The organism is Desulfovibrio sp. SGI.230 (assembly GCF_050313065.1).
Classification (GTDB): Bacteria; Desulfobacterota; Desulfovibrionia; order Desulfovibrionales; family Desulfovibrionaceae; genus Desulfovibrio.
In genome coordinates this window covers 314,193-331,613 of record NZ_JBNPKS010000001.1, presented here as the reverse complement: position 1 = coordinate 331,613, position 17,421 = coordinate 314,193, and the positions used below count along the sequence as shown (strand labels likewise).

Below are 17,421 nucleotides of genomic sequence, written 5' to 3'. Positions count from 1 at the left end.
CAGGCAGGCCGTGCCGGGAGTGCGCTAACTGCGGGACGCTCCGGCAGCGGGCAGGGGGGCATCCAGGGTCAGGCCGAAGTCGGCCAGTACGTTCATGTAGTTGATGTAGGCATCATAGGGGGTGCCGTACGGATTGAAATAGCTGTGCACGTCGCCGTCGGCGAACCACTTGGTGCACATATAGTAAAAATGGTCGGATGTCTGCAGGCGTCGCCAGGTGCGCAGCAGATCTTCGTTGCCGCTGGCCTTCACCTTTTCTTCCAGACGGTAGACAGCCGTGATGGCATCCTGCTGCATGTCATTGCCCAGCCAGGCGGTCAGGTCGCGTTCGGCGTCGGCCCAGGACATGAAATTGTGCACGTCGAGACTGGCCACGGGCTGGAACATGGCCGCCGCTTCGGTGGGCGTCACGAAACTAAAGCCCGGCAGGGAAAGCAGGACGTCCGGCAGGGCCTCCATGAACTGGAAGATGCCCGTGGATTCCCACTGGTGCTCGCCAAAGGTCTCGTAGTCCATGAACAGGTTGATGATGTCCCCTGCGGCCCCTGATGCCTGGGCCCAGCTGGCGAATTTTTCCGCCGTCAGCGGGAATTCCGGCCATTCGTGGTTGGAGAAGCGGAAGGCGATGTCGTCGGAAAGGCGGTAGTTCTTGAGCAGCAGGCGCAGGGAGTCGCACCCCGAAGGCCTGTAGACGAAGTTGGGGCTGCGCCAGCCCAGCACATGGTCGGCGCCTTCCGCCAGGATGGCCTTGTAGCCCATTTCCTCCACGGTACGGGCCAGGGCGTTGTTGTAGATGAGCTCGGTATTGCGGAACGAGGTGGGCCGCACACCGAACAGCTCTTCGATGCGGTCATCGTGCAGGCGGACCTGCTCCCGGAACTCGTCAGGCGAGTAGAGGAAGGCCAGCGAGTGGTTGTAGGTCTCGGAAAGCAGCTCCACGCAGCCGGTGGCCACCAGCTCCCGGTAGCTCTGGATGACTTCCGGGGCGTAGGTCTCGAACTGGTCCAGGGCCGTGCCGGAGATGGAGAAACTCACCTTGAACTGCCCCTCATGGCGCCGGATGAGCTTGAGCAGCAGGGCGTTCATGGGCAGATAGCATTTGCGCGCCACCTTGAGGAGGATGCCGCAGTTGGCGTTCTCGTCCTCGTACCAGGAATTGGCGCCGATATCGAAAAAGGTGTAGTGGCGCAGACGGTACGGCTGGTGTACCTGAAAATAGAAACAGATGGCGGACATGCTATCTCCTCCCCGCAACAAGCTGGTCGTAGATGGCGCGCAGCTTGGTGGCGGCATTCTCCCAGCGGATGTTCTTCAGTTCTTCACGGCAATTGCGGACTTCCTCGGCGGCCAGCAGGGGATAGGCCAGCAGGGCGCAGATCTTGTTGGCCATTTCCCGCACATCCCAGAAGTCGACCTTGATGGCGTTGCGTACCACTTCCGCCACGCCGGACTGGCGCGAGATGAGGACGGGGACGTCGTAGGCCATGGCTTCCAGCGGCGCGATGCCGAAGGGCTCGGAAACGCTGGGCATGACGTAAAGGTCGCTCATGGCGTACATGCGGTCCACTTCGCCGTTGCGCAAAAAGCCCGTGAAATGGAATCTGTCCCCGATGCGCAGGTGGGCCACACGGCGCACCATGTTGGGCAGCATGTCGCCGCTGCCGGCCATGATGAAACGCGTGTGGGGCAGGCGATCCAGTACCAGCTTGGCGGCTTCGACAAAATAGTCGGGGCCTTTCTGGTAGGTGACGCGGCCCATGAACAGGACCCGCTTCTCATGACGGCAGTGTTCGGGGATGACCACGCTCTTGTGGATGTCATTGCGGGAGACGGCGTTGTGGACCACGGAGATCTTGTCCTCGGGGATGCCGTACTGCGCCATGACTTCCTGCTTGGTGTAGTGGCTCACGGCCACGACGCGGTCGGCGGCCTCCATGCCTGCCTTTTCGATGTCGGCCACGGTCTGGTTGAGGTTGTCGCCGCTGCGGTCATGCTCCAGGGCATGGATATGGGCCACCAGCGGTTTGCCCGTCAGCTGCTTGACCAGCATCCCCGCCGGATAGGTCATCCAGTCATGGACATGGATGACGTCGAATTCCAGGCGTCCGGCGATGACGGCCGCTGCGCAGGCATAACGGTAGACCTCGCTCATGAGGTCTTCGCCGTAACCGCCGTGCAGCGTCAGGGTCTCGCACTGTTCCCGGGTCTCTGCGATCTCGCGCAGAAGGTGCTCCCGCTCCGGGCCTTCATGCTGCAAGACGGTCCGCAGGGTCGGGTCGGCCAGACGTTTTTCGGAAAGCAGACGCTGGAGCTCCCGGTGCTCTTTCAGATAGCTGCCGCTGTTCAGATAGGGGCGCAGCGGCGAGTCGATATATTCCAGATGCAGCTTTTCGCGCCAGATCTCTTCGATCTCGTCCCGGAAGCCGGGGACGAGCTCCGTGTACTGGCGGTCACGCCATATCTCGCGCACGTCTTCTTCGCGTCGGAGACGGGCGCTGCGGGTGCAGACCCGGGTGCCCGAGGCGGAAAACATGGTCAGGCCGTCCTGCAGATGGACGGGGCGGTCACTTTCGGCACGGGGCAGGACAAAGAAGATCTCCGTGCCTTTCTTGGCCAGTGCCGTGGCCATGCCCTGGCAGGCCGTGCCCAGCCCGCCGCTCTTGAAGGGGGGAAATTCCCAGCCGAACATGAGGACGCGCATTACCTGTCTCCTTGCAGCAGGGCGTTTTCCCACTGCGCATAGGCCTGGGGAGCCACCTTTTCCAGCCTGTTCAGCAGACGCAGGCATTCGGCCACGCTCCAGGCCTGGGCGATGCAGCCGTTGGGCAGATGCGGCGGGTCTCCGTCGAATATCTCGGAGATGCTCCCGATACCGGCGCCGCCCAGATGGCTGCCGAAGAGGGGCGTCAGGGTATGCAGCAGGTCGCGCGCCGCGCCTTCCTCATCCCAGGCCGCCCGCAGCAGGGCATCGCCGTAAGCGCCCAGAAGCCAGGGCCAGACCGTGCCCTGATGGTAGGCTTTGTCACGCTCTCCGGGCCCGCCTTCATAAAGGGAGCAGTACTCGTTGGCGCTGGGGGCCAGCGTGCGCAGCCCGCAGGGGGTCAGCAGGCACTGGCGCACGCGCGAGACCACGGAGGCGTAATTGTCTTCTTCGAGGATGGGGAAGGGCAGGGAAACGGCGAACAGCTGGTTGGGCCGCACACGGAAATCCCGCTCGCCATCCCGCCAGACGTCGGCCAGATAGTCGCCCCGGTAATCTTTGATCCAGTGCCGGTGGACGAAAACGGCGCGCATGCGGTCCCGCTGGTCGACGGAATCCTGCCAGTGAGGTTCGTCGAAGCGCCGGGCCAGATGGTCGGCAAAGGCCAGGGCATTGTACCACAGGGCGCTGATCTCCACCGGCTGGCCGTGCCGCGGCGTGACGGGCCTGCCGTCGACCACGGCGTCCATCCAGGTGAGCTGGGTCTGTTCGTCGCCTACGTCAAGGAAGCCTTCCTCGTCGGCACGGACGAACGGGACCTGCCCCCCGGCATAGACCCGGAGGATCTCCTTGATGGCGGGCCAGCAGAGCTCTTTCACAAAGTCCATGCGCTGCGGATCGACCTGGAGCAGCATCTGCACGGCCCAGACATACCAGAGGGAAGCGTCCACGGAGTTGTAGGCATGACGGCCGTCGGCGGAAAAAACGTTGGGGATGAGGCCGTCACGCACGGCGGCGCCCATGTTGGCAAGGATCTGTTCGCCCAGAGCCTGGCGACCGGCAAAAAACGTCAGGCCGGGCAGGGCGATCATGGTGTCGCGTCCCCAGGAGCCGAACCAGTGGTACCCGGCCACGATGCTGTCGATCCGGCCGGTCGTGCTGCCGGGCGTGGTGATGAGGAAACGTTCCCCTTCCCGGGCCAGATGCTTTTGCAGGCTGTCCGTCTCGGCTTCTTCGTCGCTCCGGCGCTGGCTCTCTTCCTGCCACAGCCGTTCGAAGTCATGCCGGCTGTGTTCCTTTTGCAGGCTCTCCGTGGAGACGGTGAGATAGACGGCATGGCCGGGAACAAGATCCACTTCGAAAATCCCGGGCATGAACAGGTCTTCCTGGAAGGGGAAGCCCCGCTCCTGTTCCACGAGATACTCGATGTTGTAGTACCAGTCCTGGGCCGTCTGCCAGGAGGAAGGGCCGTCCATCTGCAAAAAAAGTTCGGGCAGCTGGGAATCCGGGCGCACGGATGCCCCGTACAGGGTCGGGGAGACGCTGCTGTCGATGGCTTTGTCGGCGCGGATGACCGTATGCATGTTGCGGCAGGCCAGCAGGGGCTTGATGCGCAGGCGCAGGGGCGGGGTCTCGGGACTGGCGATACTGGCCTTGTAGCGTATGAGGAGGACATGCCGTCCCGGCAGCAGCATGAGCTCGCGGGTCAGCGTCACGTCGCCGAAACGGTAGCGGAAAGAGGGCCAGAGCCCGGCAGAGGCGGCCTGCATGTATTCATGCCCGCGCGGGAAGTACACGCCCGGATGCTTGCGGCAGGAGAAGAAGAACTCTTTGCCTGCCATGAGCAGGGATTCCTCAAGCGTGGAGAGCAGCACATGGCGGCCTGCGGGCCGGGCCAGCTCGGTGACGAACAGGCCGTGGTATTTGCGCGTATTGCAGCATACCAGCGAGCTGGAGGCATAGTCGCCAAGACCGTTGGTCTCCAGCCACTCCTTGCGGAGGGCCTTGCGCAGGTTCTGGCAGGCGGGACGGTCAAACTGGAATTTCATGTATCCTCCTCAACCGGAAAGGATGGACATATCCGCGGAGACCGTGGAGAGGGGCGGGCCGCTGCATCCGCGAAAGTGCAGGGCAGGGGAGGCAAAGCGTCGTCTTTCCGGAGCTGACGGCCGCTTCATGTTTGGTTTCAGTATACGTCAGCTCTTGCGGGGATGTCAAAACAGCTTTCCGGGAAAAAGGATACGCACGCTTCCGGCAGAGAGTATGACAAGGGGACGGCGTTTTCACGTCGTCCCCTTGGGTGATCTTCAGTCTAGGCCCGGGAAGGGCTGTCCTCCCCGGCCAGGGCGGAGCGCAGGTCCTCCGCGGGTATCTCCCGCAATGCCAGCACGATGGCGGGATCGAAGGCGGGGCTGGCCGACAGGATGTCCAGGGCCTGGCCGATGGGCATCCCCTGCCTGTAGGCCCGGTCGCTGACCATGGAGCAAAAGGCGTTGACCACGGCCAGCAGGCGGGCATGGGGATTGATCTGATCGCCCTTCAGGGCCCGCGGACCGCTGCCGTCGAATTTTTCGTTCATGTCGTGCAGGGCTTCGGGAACAGGCAGCCCGAAGTTGATCCCGTACAGGACGCGGAAGGCATACTCCGAAGACTGCAGTACGGCCTGCTGCTCCTCGGGCGTGAGCTTGCCGCTTTTGCGCAGCAGATGGTGCGGTACGAAGATCTTGCCGATCTGCGAAAGCTGGGAAGCCATGCGCAGGGTCAGGACAGCCGTATTGTCCAGCTCCATATGCCTGGCCAGCAGCTCCGCCACATGCCGCATCTTCCGGGTATGGCCCACCAGGTTGGGGTCCACATATTCCACGGCGCGCACCAGGGCTTCCATAAGATGGTGCTGGCGTTCCTGGGCTTTCTGGGCCTGCCGGCGGAAACGGGTGATATCCTTGAAGATGGCCACGACGCTTCCGGGAAGGGGAGCTTCCTTGGCGGCGTCCTGCTCCTGCCTGTCCAGAAAAACATAGAGGGAGACCCTGTAAAGATGTTCCTTGCCGTCAGTACCGGGCAAGGCCAGCTCCACGCCGTCGAAGGACGGTTCCTTGATCTTGCGTTCGATGCCTGCCTGCAATTTGTCGGCGGCCTCCTGGGGAAAAAGATCCCTGGGGGACTTGCCGGCCAGCTCCTCCTGCGGGATGCCGCCGCAGATCTTGGCAAATTCGGGGTTGAAGATGCGGACGCCATCCGTGGCACTGAACAGGACCAGCCCCAGGCGCATGGAATCGTTGACGCTGTCCAGCACCTGCTTCTGGTCGCGGATGACCGTGTACAGGGCCTTGAAGTAGGCGGCCGAAGCCCGGTGGGCCCGCCCCACCAGGCAGGAGACCCCGAAGGCCAGCAGCAGGCCGATCCCCAGGCTGGTCAGCAGGCCGACGGCATAGATCTGCATGGATTTGTGGAGGATCTCCTGGTCGATGTCCGCAGCGGGCAGGGAGGCCACCAGCATCAGCGTATTGGGCAGCGAGGAGATGAAGGCCAGGGAATAGACGTCATCCCCTCCGGCCATGGCAGGACGCTTTTTGAAGTCCAGCGAATGGGCGCCGGCCACGCCTGCACGGAGGGGGAGCTGTTGCAGGGCGTCCTCCCGCAGCAGGAAGACGCTGCTCCTGTCCGGGAAAAGATCCACCAGCCTGAGCTGGCTTTCCTTGTCCTGGAGGATGTTCGTCAGGGCCGCGTCCATGGGGAAGCACAGGAGCAGGCAGCCGACGACACGGGGCCTGTCCTTGCCGCTGATCTCGAACAGGGGGGCACCGGCCTGCAGGGCGAAACGGTCCCCATGCTTGTGGATGGCACCAAAGGAAAGCGTCCTCGATGTGACGGCCTGCCGGACGAGAAGATCGTCGTCGTGATTGTCGGCAGCGTCAGAGGCGCTGTCCACGATCTTGCGGCCATCGGGCAGGAACATGCGGATGCGGTCAAGATCGTTCTGGTAGGCGATGTCCGCCAGCAGCTGCTGCATGTATTCGCGCTGGTCCAGCAAGGAAAGCTGGTCGCTGTCGGATCCGGGAGCGGCGGTGCGGGAGCTCTTGTCCAGCAGATCGGAGGGCAGGGCGGCCATGTCCGAGGCGAACAGACGGACGCTCTCCGAAAGGGCCAGCGTATTGGTCTGTTCCAGCATGGTCCGCCGCCAGTCTTGCAGGCGGATCTGCATGGTATCGATCTTGGACAGGAGGAAGCGGTTTTTGTCCGCCAGGATGGCCTGGGTGCTCCGGTCGACCTGCAGGGAACACAGGGCATAGGAGAGCAGCAGGACCAGCACGAAAAGCACGAGGCTGATGCTGATGCCCAGCCGTTTGCTCATGAAATGATGCGGCTTGGCAGGGAGGTCGGGGTCGGGAGTGTACATGGGCTACTCGTTTGTTTTTTTGCCTCGCATGTGGGCCCAGCGTGACTTCTCGTTGAACGAGAACTGCGGGACATAATGTCGCAGGCGCCCCTGGGGCAGGATGGCATTGCTGATGTTGTCCAGGATGACGATGTCATTGTCCATGTAGACGGCCAGAACGGCATGGGACAGGCGGCGCAGGGTATCGCGCAGGACGACGATACGCAGTTTGTCCGTATCCATGCCCAGCTCTTTGAGCGTGAAATATTTGACGATGGCGTAATCTTCGCAGTCGCCAGATTTTTTGAGGAACAGGTTGGGCCAGACCCAGTAGTCGGCCTTGCCCCAGTTGGTGATATCCTCACGGTAAGGAAAGCGGTTACAGAACGTATTGACATAGCGCAGCAGTTCCATGCCGCTTTTGCCCTGCGCCCCCTGTTTGAAGGAATCCCAGGTGGCGGTCCGGGTGAAGACCTTGCCGCTGACGAAGATGGGCTCCAGCTCGTTCATGCGGCGGACCTCAGCCCAGGCGGGCAGGCTGTCGAGAGGGCGCCGGAACTCCACGGTCCCGAACAGGGGGATGGAGGCGGCCTGCGCCGGGAACCAAGGCCCCTGCCTCCCAATTTTTCCGAAATGTACGAACTGTGGAAGACAGGAAAAACCTCCGCTGTCAAAGCCGCGAAACAGTGCGGCATGGCACGGTCAACATTCCGTTACCGTGCAGAATCCATAAAAAAGTCTGAAGATTGAACATGGCAAAAAGGTGTACTTTTTCGCCATGCGGCATGTACTGTTGTGTGGAATGTACTTGCTATTCACATGTGGCTATTTCTATAGTAATATTTTTGGAATCATATGACTGCCAAAAAAGTACGCTTTTTCGTCACTGCCAACGCCAGCGCGGGATGTCCGGCCTGGCAGCAAAATGTAGGAGGAGCATGTGAAACTGTCGCGCAATGCCTTGCGGAACCTGGCTAGAAGTCATTTCATAATTCCTTGATGACTCTTCTGAGTAAAATCATGGAAAATGCCAAATGAACAAAGGCGGTAAAGTGTTGGTGGAACCTGTCCCAGCGTGCCATTGTCCGCTTGAACGTATTGAGCCAAGCAAAAAGTCGTTCGATTTTCCAACGGCGACGATAACGCCGCAAGGGGCGACCATCCTGCGTTGCTTTACGCTTTCGATTGCGCCGATGTGGTGCGATCATCTCAATCCCTTGGGCAGCAAGGGCGTTATCGAGCGGATCACTGTCATAGGCACGATCCCCAATAATTCTTCTGGGCTGTCCCACTGTGACAATTTTATCGAGGGTAGCTTGGACAAGGGTGACTTCATGAGGACCAGCAGAATCCGTGTGCAGGGCGAGTGGAAGACCAGAAGCGTCTGCAATAACCATGAGCTTCGTACCTTTCCCCCGCTTGGTCTTTCCCACTTTTGCGCCCCTTTTTTTGCCACCACGAACGTGCCGTCAATGAAGCATTCCGAGAGGTTTATGGCCCCACGCTCTTCAAAGTCACGGGCGAGAGCCTCAAGGATTTTTCGGAATACGCCCGTTTTGACCCACTTGCTGAATTGGCGATAGCAGGTTGATGAAGACGGGAATCTCTCCGGCAAGTCAGCCCAGGCGGCACCAGTGCGCAATACCCATAAGATGCCGTTTAGTACAGAGCGGTCATCATGGACAGGAGGCCCTCCCCGCACGGAAGAAGCCTCATTTGCAAGGAGAGGTTCCAAAATTGCCCATTGGTCATCTGTTAATCTTTGGTATTTGCTCATGAAATTCGATTACACGATTTTTATGACTTTTTCTGGAATTATGAAATGACTTCTAAATATAGCATTCCTGCATAATGGGAGTGCCGCTCAAAAAACTGTGAGGAGGATAAAAAATTATGACAACTCGCAAAACGTGGGGAGCGATAATCGTCGCTGCATGCTGTCTGCTGGCCGGGGGGACAGGTACGGCATGGACCCGGGATACCCCGGCACAGGGGAACGGCGCGACGCATATCTCAGTGAACGATACCGTGTACGGTGTGCTGCACAACCATCGCAGCCTGATGAGCATCAAGGAGAACCGTGCGCTCCTGGAGCATGAGCTCAACAAGGCCCGTGCCGGCTTCGGCCCGCGTGTGGACGTCACGGGGGAGATCGGCGTGGGTGTCCTGAGCGACACCACGTCCCGCGGTCTGAACCTCGATGACCAGTGGTTGAGCGTGGGCAGTGTCTCCGCCAAGCTGGTGCAGCCCATCTGGGACGGCTTTGCCACGCGCAGCCGCGTGCGTGCCGCCCAGGCCACCCTGGATTCCGTCAAGGCCAGGATCTTCGACACGGCCACGTCCCTTTCCCTGGATGGCATCATCGCCCACATCGACCTGCTGCGCCGTATCAAGCTGGTGGAGCTGGCCCGCAACAACGTGGCCCGGCATGGGTCCATCCTGGCCCAGGCCCGTGACCGCGCCCGCATGGGGGCGGATACCCAGGCCGATGTGACGCAGGCGGAATCGCGCCTGCAGCGTGCCCATTCCGCCCTGGCCGAGGCGGAAGACGCCCTGCGCGTGGCCTATGCCACCTATTCCCGCCTGACCGGCATCTATACGGTCGGCAAGCTGGATGCGGTGCCCATGCCGGCCGAGATGCCCGATACCGCGGCGGCCTTCATCCAGATGGCGGAAAAGCATAATCCCAAGCTGGCCGCCTACTTGCAGGACATCCGTGCTGCCAAGGGCGAGAAGGAACTGGCCCAGTCAGCCATGTATCCGACCTTCCAGCTGGAGGCCGGGCCGGAGTACAGTGACCGCGGCGGCGACCGTGACCGCTGGGTCTACAGCTTCGATGTCCTGGCCACGGTGCGCTGGAACGTGTTCAACAGCGGCGCCGACGTGGAAGGCATCCGCGCGGCCTCGGCGCGGGAACGCGAGGCCCGGCAGAACCTGTACGATTACATGGACACCCTGCGCCTGGACATGGAATCCACCTGGAGCAACTATCTGGCGGCCAAGGAACAATACAAGTTCTACACCAAGGCCGTGGAAAACAATACCTACACCCGGCAGGCCTACCATGACCAGTTCCTGCTGGGTACGCGCAGCCTGCTGGACGTGCTGGATTCGGAGAACGAACTCTACAATTCCGCCAGCCAGGCCGAGACCGCCCGCGGCAATATCCTTGTAGGCGCCTACCGTATGTGCGCTCTGGCCGGTGACCTGCTGCCCCGTATGGGGGTCCCGGCGGAAGAGATCAAGTCGGGGCCCAAGGAAGCCCAGCCCGTCAAGGGCGAAGATTTTGAAATGGGCTGGTTCAAGTAACCGGGGAGCCCCTGCTTCCCGGGTAGCCCATGACAACTCCGGCAGCTTGGTCTGCCGGGAGGGTTTCGATGCGACAACAGGCAGAGCTCCTCTGCCTGTTGTTTTGCGACAGGACGTCCACAGGATGGACGTCAAAGGATTGTTCATATGTCGGAAAACGGATCCGGGGAAACACGCGGCCCGGAAATGGCAGCCGGAGGCCTGCGGCCTTCCGATGTCGATTTCATGCCGCCTTTGCTGCGCAGTCTTTCCTCCTTGTGCCGCCTCCGGGGCAAGGCCTTGTCTCCCCAGTTCCTGCTGGCCGGGCTTTCGGGCAGTACCGTCTCGGCCCAGGCGTGCCTGCGGGTCGCCCGCAAGGCGGGCCTGACGGGCAGCGTGCTGTATCGTCCCCGGCTGGCTGACCTCTCCAACCTGACGTTGCCCTGCATCCTGCTGCTGTCCGGCAACCGCAGCTGTGTCCTGACCCGGCTGGTACCGGGAGCTCCGGCGGGGGCAGAGGCGGGCGAGACCGGAGCCGAGACGGCTCAGGCCGAAGTCATCTTCCCGGAGACGGAAAGCGCCAGCCAGCTGGTGCCCCTGGACGCGCTGCAGGAGGAATATACCGGCTATGCCCTGTATGTGGCTGTCCCCGGCCGTCCGCAGGAGCATGTGGAAAAGCTGCGTCTGGCCAAGGGAAAACGCTGGTTCTGGGACGTGCTGCGCTATTATGCGCCCATCTACCGGCATGTGGCGCTGGCCAGCGTCATCATCAACCTCATCGCGCTGGCCAGTCCCCTGTTCGCCATGAACGTCTACGACCGGGTCGTGCCCAACAATGCCATAGAGACGTTGTGGGTCCTGGCTTCCGGTGTGATCATCATTTATCTGTTCGACTTTTTGCTGCGGGCCCTGCGCACGCACTTCGTGGACGTGGCCGGGCGCAATGCGGACATCGTGCTCTCCAGCAATCTGGTGGACAAGGTCCTTACCATGCGGCTGGAAAGCAAGCCGGAATCCACGGGCTCGCTGGTCAACAATTTGCGTGAATTCGAGCAGTTGCGCGAATTCTTCAGTTCGTCCTCGCTGCTGGCCTGCATCGACGTCCCCTTCCTGGTCATCTTCCTGCTGCTGATCGCCTTCATCGCCGGGCCCATGGTCTTCCTGCCGCTGGCGGCCATGCCCATCCTCATCGGGCTGGGGCTCTTCCTCCAGACCGCGGCACGCCGCTGCGCCGAGCAGAGCTACAAGCAGAACATGCAGAAGAACGCCCTGCTCGTGGAGATGGTCAACGGCCTGGAGACCATCAAGGCCTGCCAGGCCGAGAGCCGGATGCAGCGCCTGTGGGAGGCTGTGGTGGGGCTTTCCGCCAAATCGACGGCGGAGTCGCGCCGGTACAGCAGTCTGGCCGTGACGGCCTCCACCCTGGTGACCCATATGGTCACGGTGAGCATGATCATCTGGGGCGTCTACCGGATCTCGGAAGGCCTGATGACCATGGGGGCCCTCATCGGCTGCAACATCCTTGTGGGCCGGGCCATGGCGCCGCTGATGCAGCTGGCCTCCCTGTTGACCCGCCTGCAGAATTCCCGTGTTGCCCTGCAGGCCCTCGACCTGCTCATGGAGCTGCCTTCCGAGAACCAGTCGGAAAGCTCCTGCATGGATTTTGGCGAGTTGCAGCCCTCCTTTACCGTGGAGAACGTTTCGTTCGCCTATCCCAATTCCATGCGTCTGGCCCTTGAGGACGTGAGCCTGCGCATCAATCCCGGCGACCGGATCGGCATCATCGGGGCCATGGGCTCGGGCAAAAGCACCCTGGCCAAGCTGCTGACAGGTTTTTACCAGCCGCAGAAGGGCAGTATCAAATTCGGGGACGTGGACCTGCGCCAGCTGCCGACCACGGAGCTGCGCGGGCGCATCGGCGTGTTGCCGCAGGACGTGGTCCTGTTTTATGGCAGCATCCGTGAGAACATCGTCCTGGGGGACCCCACCATCAATGACCATCTGGTGTTCCGGGCCGCGGCCCTTGCCGGGGTGACGGATTTTGTCCGCAACAATCCCGCCGGTTTCGCGGCCCAGGTCGGTGAGCAGGGCAAGGCCCTGTCCGGTGGGCAGCGGCAGGCGGTGGCTCTTGCCCGTGCGCTGGTCCGCGATCCTGAGGTGCTGATTTTGGACGAGCCCACCAGCAATATGGACACGGATTCCGAGCAGCGCCTGCAGCAGCGGCTGGCAGCCGTCTCGCAGGGGCGGACCCTGATCCTTGTGACCCATCGCCTGAGCATGCTGCGCATGGTGAACAAGCTGGCTGTCATGGAGAACGGCAGGCTGCGGATGTTCGGGCCGCGTGACGCCATCCTGAAGCGCTTGCGCGACAACGCCGCTGCAGCCAGAAAGCCTGCCCCGGAAAAAGGGCAGGAGGCCCCCGGGGGAGCCGCTGCCGTGAAGGAGGGGAAGGATGGACGCCCGTAAGCCGGATCCCGCGACGCAGAGCGGTGACCGTATTGAAACCAGGCCGCCGGAAGATATCTTTTCGTCTTTGCCTCCCGAGGCTCCCGTACCTGACGGGCAGCCCCGGAAGCGTTCGTTGTTCGCCCGCATCCGGCAGGTGTTCCGCCTGATCTTCGTGGGGGATGCCGAGCGGGAGCAGCGTCCCGCCACCGGCATGGCGGCGCGCCTGCGCGAAAATTTCAGCCAGGCATCGTCCGCCGGAGACAAGCCCATGACGCGAAAGGAGCTGTTCGCGGCTCTGGACGCTCCCCTGCATGGTCTGATGCCGGATGACATCAATTATGCCAGCGAGGTGGATGCGGCCCTGTCCCGCAGGCCCGCGTTCACGGCCCGTGCCCTGTCCGTGGCGGTGGCCTTGCTCGTCGTGGCGCTGCTCGTCTGGGCCGCCTGGGCCCCCATCGACGAAGTGACCCATGCAGAAGGTTCCGTGGTGGGATCCCGGCGTACGCAGTCGGTCTCCAACCTGGAAGGCGGTATCCTCCAGGCCGTGCTCGTCCGGGAGGGCGAGGTCGTGGAAAAAGGGCAGGTCGTGGCCCAGCTGGAAAACGTCATGGCCGAGAGCTCGTACCGGGATGCCCTGTACAAGCTGGTGGAACACCGTCTGGCCATCATGCGGCTGGAGGCCATGCTGCGTGACGAGGAGCCTGTCTTCCCCAGTGACCTGCCCGTCTTCCTCAAGGAGATACTGGGAGAAGAGCCGGACGGCGTCCTTGTGGAGCGCGCCCGTCAGATCGTCGATGACCAGCGGAACACCTGGAAGGCGCAAAGTTCCAAACTGCGGGCCGAGCTTTCCATGCTGGAGGCCCAGTATGCCCAGCGGCAAAGCGAGGTGGCGGAGCAGCTGGCACGCAAGAAACAGCTGGACGGCAGCCTGGTGCTGGAGACGGAGCAGCGGGATACGGCCAAGCGCCTGCTGCAGCGCAACAACTATTCCCGCATGGATTATCTGGGGCTGGAGCAGAAGATCATCCAGACCCAGGGCGAGATCGATATGCTGGCCGCGGCCATCCCCAAGACGCAGGCCATGATGGATGAGGCCCGGCAGCGCATCGGCAGCCGGGTGGCGGAAGAGCAGCTGGCCATCAGCCAGGAGATCAACAAGCGGCGCACGGAGCTGGGCTCGGTGCGGGAATCCCTGACCGCCGGGGGCGACCGCGTGACGCGCACCGAAGTACGCAGTCCCGTGCGGGGCAGCGTCAAGCAGATACTGGTCAATACGGTGGGCGGGGTCGTCAAGCCGGGCGAGGCCATCATGGACATCGTGCCCATGGACGAGAGCCTTCTGGTGGAGGTGCGCGTCCGTCCGCAGGATGTGGCCTTTTTGCGGCCCGGACAGGACGTGATGATCAAGGTCTCGGCCTATGATTTCTCCATCTACGGCGGTCTGCCCGGCAAGCTGGAATCCATCAGCGCGGACACCATTGAAGACAAAAAGGGCGATTTCTATTACCTTGTCAAAGTCCGTACCGGAGAGACGGCCATCCGGCGTAACGACGAGATCCTGCCCATCATCCCGGGCATGATCGTGGTGGCCGACATCATCATCGGCAAGAAGACGGTGCTCGATTATATCCTCAAACCTGTGATGAAAGCCAGGCAGAACGCGCTTACCGAGCGCTGATCCCTGCTGTGCGGAGCTTCTATGCGCAATCCTGAACGTGTGTCACTGCGGCCCCTGCTGGGAGGGCTGATACTGCTGCTCGCCCTGACGGTCATCGGGGCCACCCGCTTCAACAGTGCGGAACAGCGCGAGATCCTCGACAGGACGGGCAGCCAGCTTTCCGCCTATACGTCCACGGCAGCGGCCATGGTGACGGTATGGACCGGTGTCCAGCGCGATGCTGTGGCGGAGATGGCCCGCTACGACATGCTGCGTCTGCTGGCGGCGGAGATAGCGGAGACGGACCTGCCCGTGGCCTTGCTGCGCGAGCTGGGGGAGACCCCCTGGACGGAACAGGAGCATGGGCGGCACAGCGGCCTTGATGCGCGGGACCGTCAGGCCCTGCGCGACATATCGCCTCATGCCACGCTCATCTATCGCAAATTTGTCGAGTTCATCTCCCGGCATGATTTTGCCGGTGCGGCCCTGCTGGACAGGACCCTGGAACCGGTCATGCTGGTGGGGCAGGGCTGGCAGGCGGATACCAGGACGCTGCTGAAGCAGCGCCGGAGCAAGGGAGCCTTGTCCGGGGCGGGCATGCTGCCCGTCCGGCTCCAGGGGGAGCGTCTGCTGGTGGATTTTTACTGTCCGGTGACGGCGCCGGGCTATGTTTCGGCGGACGACTCGCCCCAGGGGATCCTGCTGGTCACCTGTGATATCGGCAAGCTCCTGGGAGGGGTCGGCCAGTCCTCCGAGCTGGGCTATATGAGCCTGCTGCTGGAGACCGGCGGCGACCTTGTCCAGGCCATCGGCATGGGCGAACGTCCAAGCCTCAACCTGGTGACCCTGCCTGCGGGCTTCGGTCAGGACATGACGCCCCGGGACATGGTCTTGCCCGCCATTTCCGGGACCATGGACTGCCTTGTGGTCGGCCAGCCCGTGCCGGGGACGTCCTGGTATGCGGCCGTGGCCTGCCGGGCGGACAGCGTCCGGCAGGAACAGGACGACATGGCCTGGCGCGTCTGGACCATGGCCGGCCTGCTGTTCCTTTGCCTGGCGGGGATCCTGGTCTGGTTCTACTGGTGGCTCGGCATCCGCCGGGAGCGGGGCGAGGTGCGGGAGCTGAAAGACCTCTACGCGACCATGTCCCGGCAGCGTTGCCTGCTGGATACGGTCCTGCGGGCCATGCATTCGGCGCTGGCCCTGGTGGATGGTGAAGGCCGCATCGTCTATGCCAATACGGAATTCGCCCGTCTGGCCCGCTGCCAGGGAGAGGTGCTCCACCTTATGCAGGTACGGCATCTTCCGGATTATCTGGCCCGGAGCCTGGAACGCCACGTGGAATTCGTCTGGCGGACAGGAACGGAATTTTCCGATCAGGAAGACATGCTGGTCGAGGGCAAGCTGGTGCACCTCAATGTGCAGTGCCTGCCCTTTGCCGCGGAAGACGGCGCATCAGGGACCGTCGTGGTGGTCTATCGGGACATCACGGCCCACGTGGAGGCGGAACAGCGCCTTGCCACCATGCTGCGCCAGACCGTCGAGGCCTTTACCCACGCGGTGGAAGCGGTGGACCCTTATTTGAAGGGGCAGTCCGGGCTCACCGGCGAGCTCGCCTACCATCTGGCGGCCTGGCTGGGCAAGGACGATCCGGCGCTGGAGTCCACGCTGCGCACGGCGGCCAGCCTGTCTCAGGTGGGCATGATCCGTCTGCCGCACGAGCTGTTGACCAAGGCCGGTCCCCTGACGCCCGAGGAACGCCTGCTGATGGAAAAGCATGTGGATTATGCCGTGGAGGCCCTGCGGGGCATAGATTTCGGCTTGCCTGTCCTGCAGACCATCGAGCAGATGCACGAGCGTATGGACGGTTCCGGCTATCCCCGGAAGCTGCAGGGCGAGGCCATCTGCCTGCAGGCCCGCATCCTGGCCGTGGCCAACACCTTCTGCGCCCTGATGCGTCCGCGTTCCTACCGGCGCCGTCATGACGAACCGGCGGCTCTGGCTATCCTGCGCGAACGTCCTTTCAAGTATGACCAGCAGGTGGTGGATGCCCTGGCGGCGTTCCTGCAAAGTGCGCAGGGCAAGGAATTCGTCCGGATATTGCAACAATAGCAGCATAAAAAGGGCGGTATCTGTTCCGGATGGGGAAGGGTACCGCCCTTTTTCATACGTTATGCCTGGGGCTGCCGAACCTCAGGGCATCCAGAGGTTCACGCCGTCCAGGGGATGCGCGGCACGCCAGCGGCGCAGCTCGTCCAGCGTTCGCACACCGCCTTCCAGAACAGCCTGATAGTATTCCACCCCGTGGATGCCCTCGTTTTCCGGCGTCTCGTATTTGAGGCGCAGGATGGTATCCCGCGTCGCATCGTCCAGGCGCCGGCAAAGACGGTCGGCAAAGCGTTCGAAATAGCCGTCGAACGTCGAGCCGCTCTCGATATGGATGATGTCGATTTGCCAGGGGGCGCCGCCGGGGCGTTGCCAGATGCCATGCCATTCCAGACAGCGTTCTTCTGTTGCGCTGCCGTCCACGAAGTGCAGGCTGTTCAGATAGGGGGAACTGGCCAGGGCCGCCATGACACGGAAGCTGAGGTCGCGGTCCAGAGTCGGCGTGTAGACATGGAAGTCTATGTCCCTGTGCCGGACCAGCAGGCCCGTCCTGAACGAGCCCACGGCATGGACCACGGCGCCTGCCCGGCGCCAGTGTCCTTCTATGTCCAGTTCCGCCACGATATCCCGGGCTTCTGCCTGCGTGGCGCGGGCCATCGCTTGCCAGGGGGATGCGTTGTCCATGCGGGTCTCCTTGTGTGGTGCCGGTCTGTCTTCAAGAAAAGAAAGCCTTTCTCTTTGACATGTTGGGCACCTTTTTTTATGGAAAAAAACGACAAAATTTTCCACTCCAAAGCTGGAAAAAAGGCTCATGCCGGAGTGTGGCGGACAAAGGCGTGCCGT

At 62.3% G+C, this 17,421-nt stretch carries 10 protein-coding genes and 1 pseudogene; 4 read left to right on the top strand and 7 right to left on the bottom strand.

Annotated elements, in window-relative coordinates:
* Nucleotides 1–24: 24 nt before the first annotated feature.
* From ACQRAG_RS01490 to ACQRAG_RS01465, 6 genes and pseudogenes are all read right to left on the bottom strand, one after another.
* Nucleotides 25–1,236 carry a glycoside hydrolase family 57 protein gene (locus ACQRAG_RS01490; protein WP_304048120.1) on the bottom strand — a complete coding sequence of 404 codons (1,212 nt, stop codon included), beginning with the start codon at nucleotides 1,234–1,236 and terminating at the stop codon, nucleotides 25–27.
* Between the two features lies 1 nt (nucleotide 1,237).
* Nucleotides 1,238–2,701 (bottom strand): glycosyltransferase, encoded by a 1,464-nt coding sequence (locus ACQRAG_RS01485; RefSeq protein ID WP_427803759.1) that lies wholly within the window; start codon nucleotides 2,699–2,701, stop codon nucleotides 1,238–1,240.
* A complete protein-coding gene (locus ACQRAG_RS01480; RefSeq protein WP_427803758.1) occupies nucleotides 2,701–4,749 on the bottom strand; it encodes an amylo-alpha-1,6-glucosidase in 2,049 nt (682 codons plus the stop codon). Before ACQRAG_RS01480 ends, ACQRAG_RS01485 begins: the two co-directional genes overlap by 1 nt.
* A 263-nt stretch (nucleotides 4,750–5,012) precedes the next feature.
* Complete coding sequence (locus tag ACQRAG_RS01475) at nucleotides 5,013–7,100, bottom strand: HD domain-containing phosphohydrolase (protein ID WP_427803757.1); 2,088 nt, start codon at nucleotides 7,098–7,100, stop codon at nucleotides 5,013–5,015.
* A gap of 3 nt (nucleotides 7,101–7,103) precedes the next feature.
* Complete coding sequence (locus tag ACQRAG_RS01470; RefSeq protein ID WP_304020209.1) at nucleotides 7,104–7,589, bottom strand: transglutaminase-like cysteine peptidase; 486 nt, start codon at nucleotides 7,587–7,589, stop codon at nucleotides 7,104–7,106.
* A gap of 476 nt (nucleotides 7,590–8,065) precedes the next feature.
* A pseudogene (locus tag ACQRAG_RS01465) lies at nucleotides 8,066–8,856 on the bottom strand (IS5 family transposase).
* Between the two features lie 239 nt (nucleotides 8,857–9,095).
* Between ACQRAG_RS01465 and ACQRAG_RS01460 the strand changes: the two are divergent.
* The 4 genes from ACQRAG_RS01460 to ACQRAG_RS01445 all read left to right on the top strand — a co-directional run bounded on the left by ACQRAG_RS01460 (nucleotide 9,096) and on the right by ACQRAG_RS01445 (nucleotide 16,584).
* Nucleotides 9,096–10,388: a TolC family outer membrane protein gene (locus ACQRAG_RS01460; RefSeq protein ID WP_427803756.1), complete on the top strand. Its 1,293-nt coding sequence runs from the start codon at nucleotides 9,096–9,098 to the stop codon at nucleotides 10,386–10,388.
* 147 nt (nucleotides 10,389–10,535) lie between these two features.
* Nucleotides 10,536–12,833, top strand: coding sequence for a type I secretion system permease/ATPase (locus tag ACQRAG_RS01455; protein ID WP_304048132.1), 2,298 nt, complete (start codon nucleotides 10,536–10,538; stop codon nucleotides 12,831–12,833).
* Nucleotides 12,820–14,493 carry an HlyD family type I secretion periplasmic adaptor subunit gene (locus ACQRAG_RS01450; protein WP_204675062.1) on the top strand — a complete coding sequence of 558 codons (1,674 nt, stop codon included), beginning with the start codon at nucleotides 12,820–12,822 and terminating at the stop codon, nucleotides 14,491–14,493. Before ACQRAG_RS01455 ends, ACQRAG_RS01450 begins: the two co-directional genes overlap by 14 nt.
* 21 nt (nucleotides 14,494–14,514) lie before the next feature.
* Nucleotides 14,515–16,584 (top strand): HD-GYP domain-containing protein, encoded by a 2,070-nt coding sequence (locus ACQRAG_RS01445; protein WP_303740345.1) that lies wholly within the window; start codon nucleotides 14,515–14,517, stop codon nucleotides 16,582–16,584.
* A gap of 81 nt (nucleotides 16,585–16,665) precedes the next feature.
* Here ACQRAG_RS01445 and ACQRAG_RS01440 read toward each other — a convergent pair whose 3' ends face one another.
* Nucleotides 16,666–17,262 carry a hypothetical protein gene (locus ACQRAG_RS01440; RefSeq protein ID WP_289616123.1) on the bottom strand — a complete coding sequence of 199 codons (597 nt, stop codon included), beginning with the start codon at nucleotides 17,260–17,262 and terminating at the stop codon, nucleotides 16,666–16,668.
* Nucleotides 17,263–17,421: the final 159 nt, after the last annotated feature.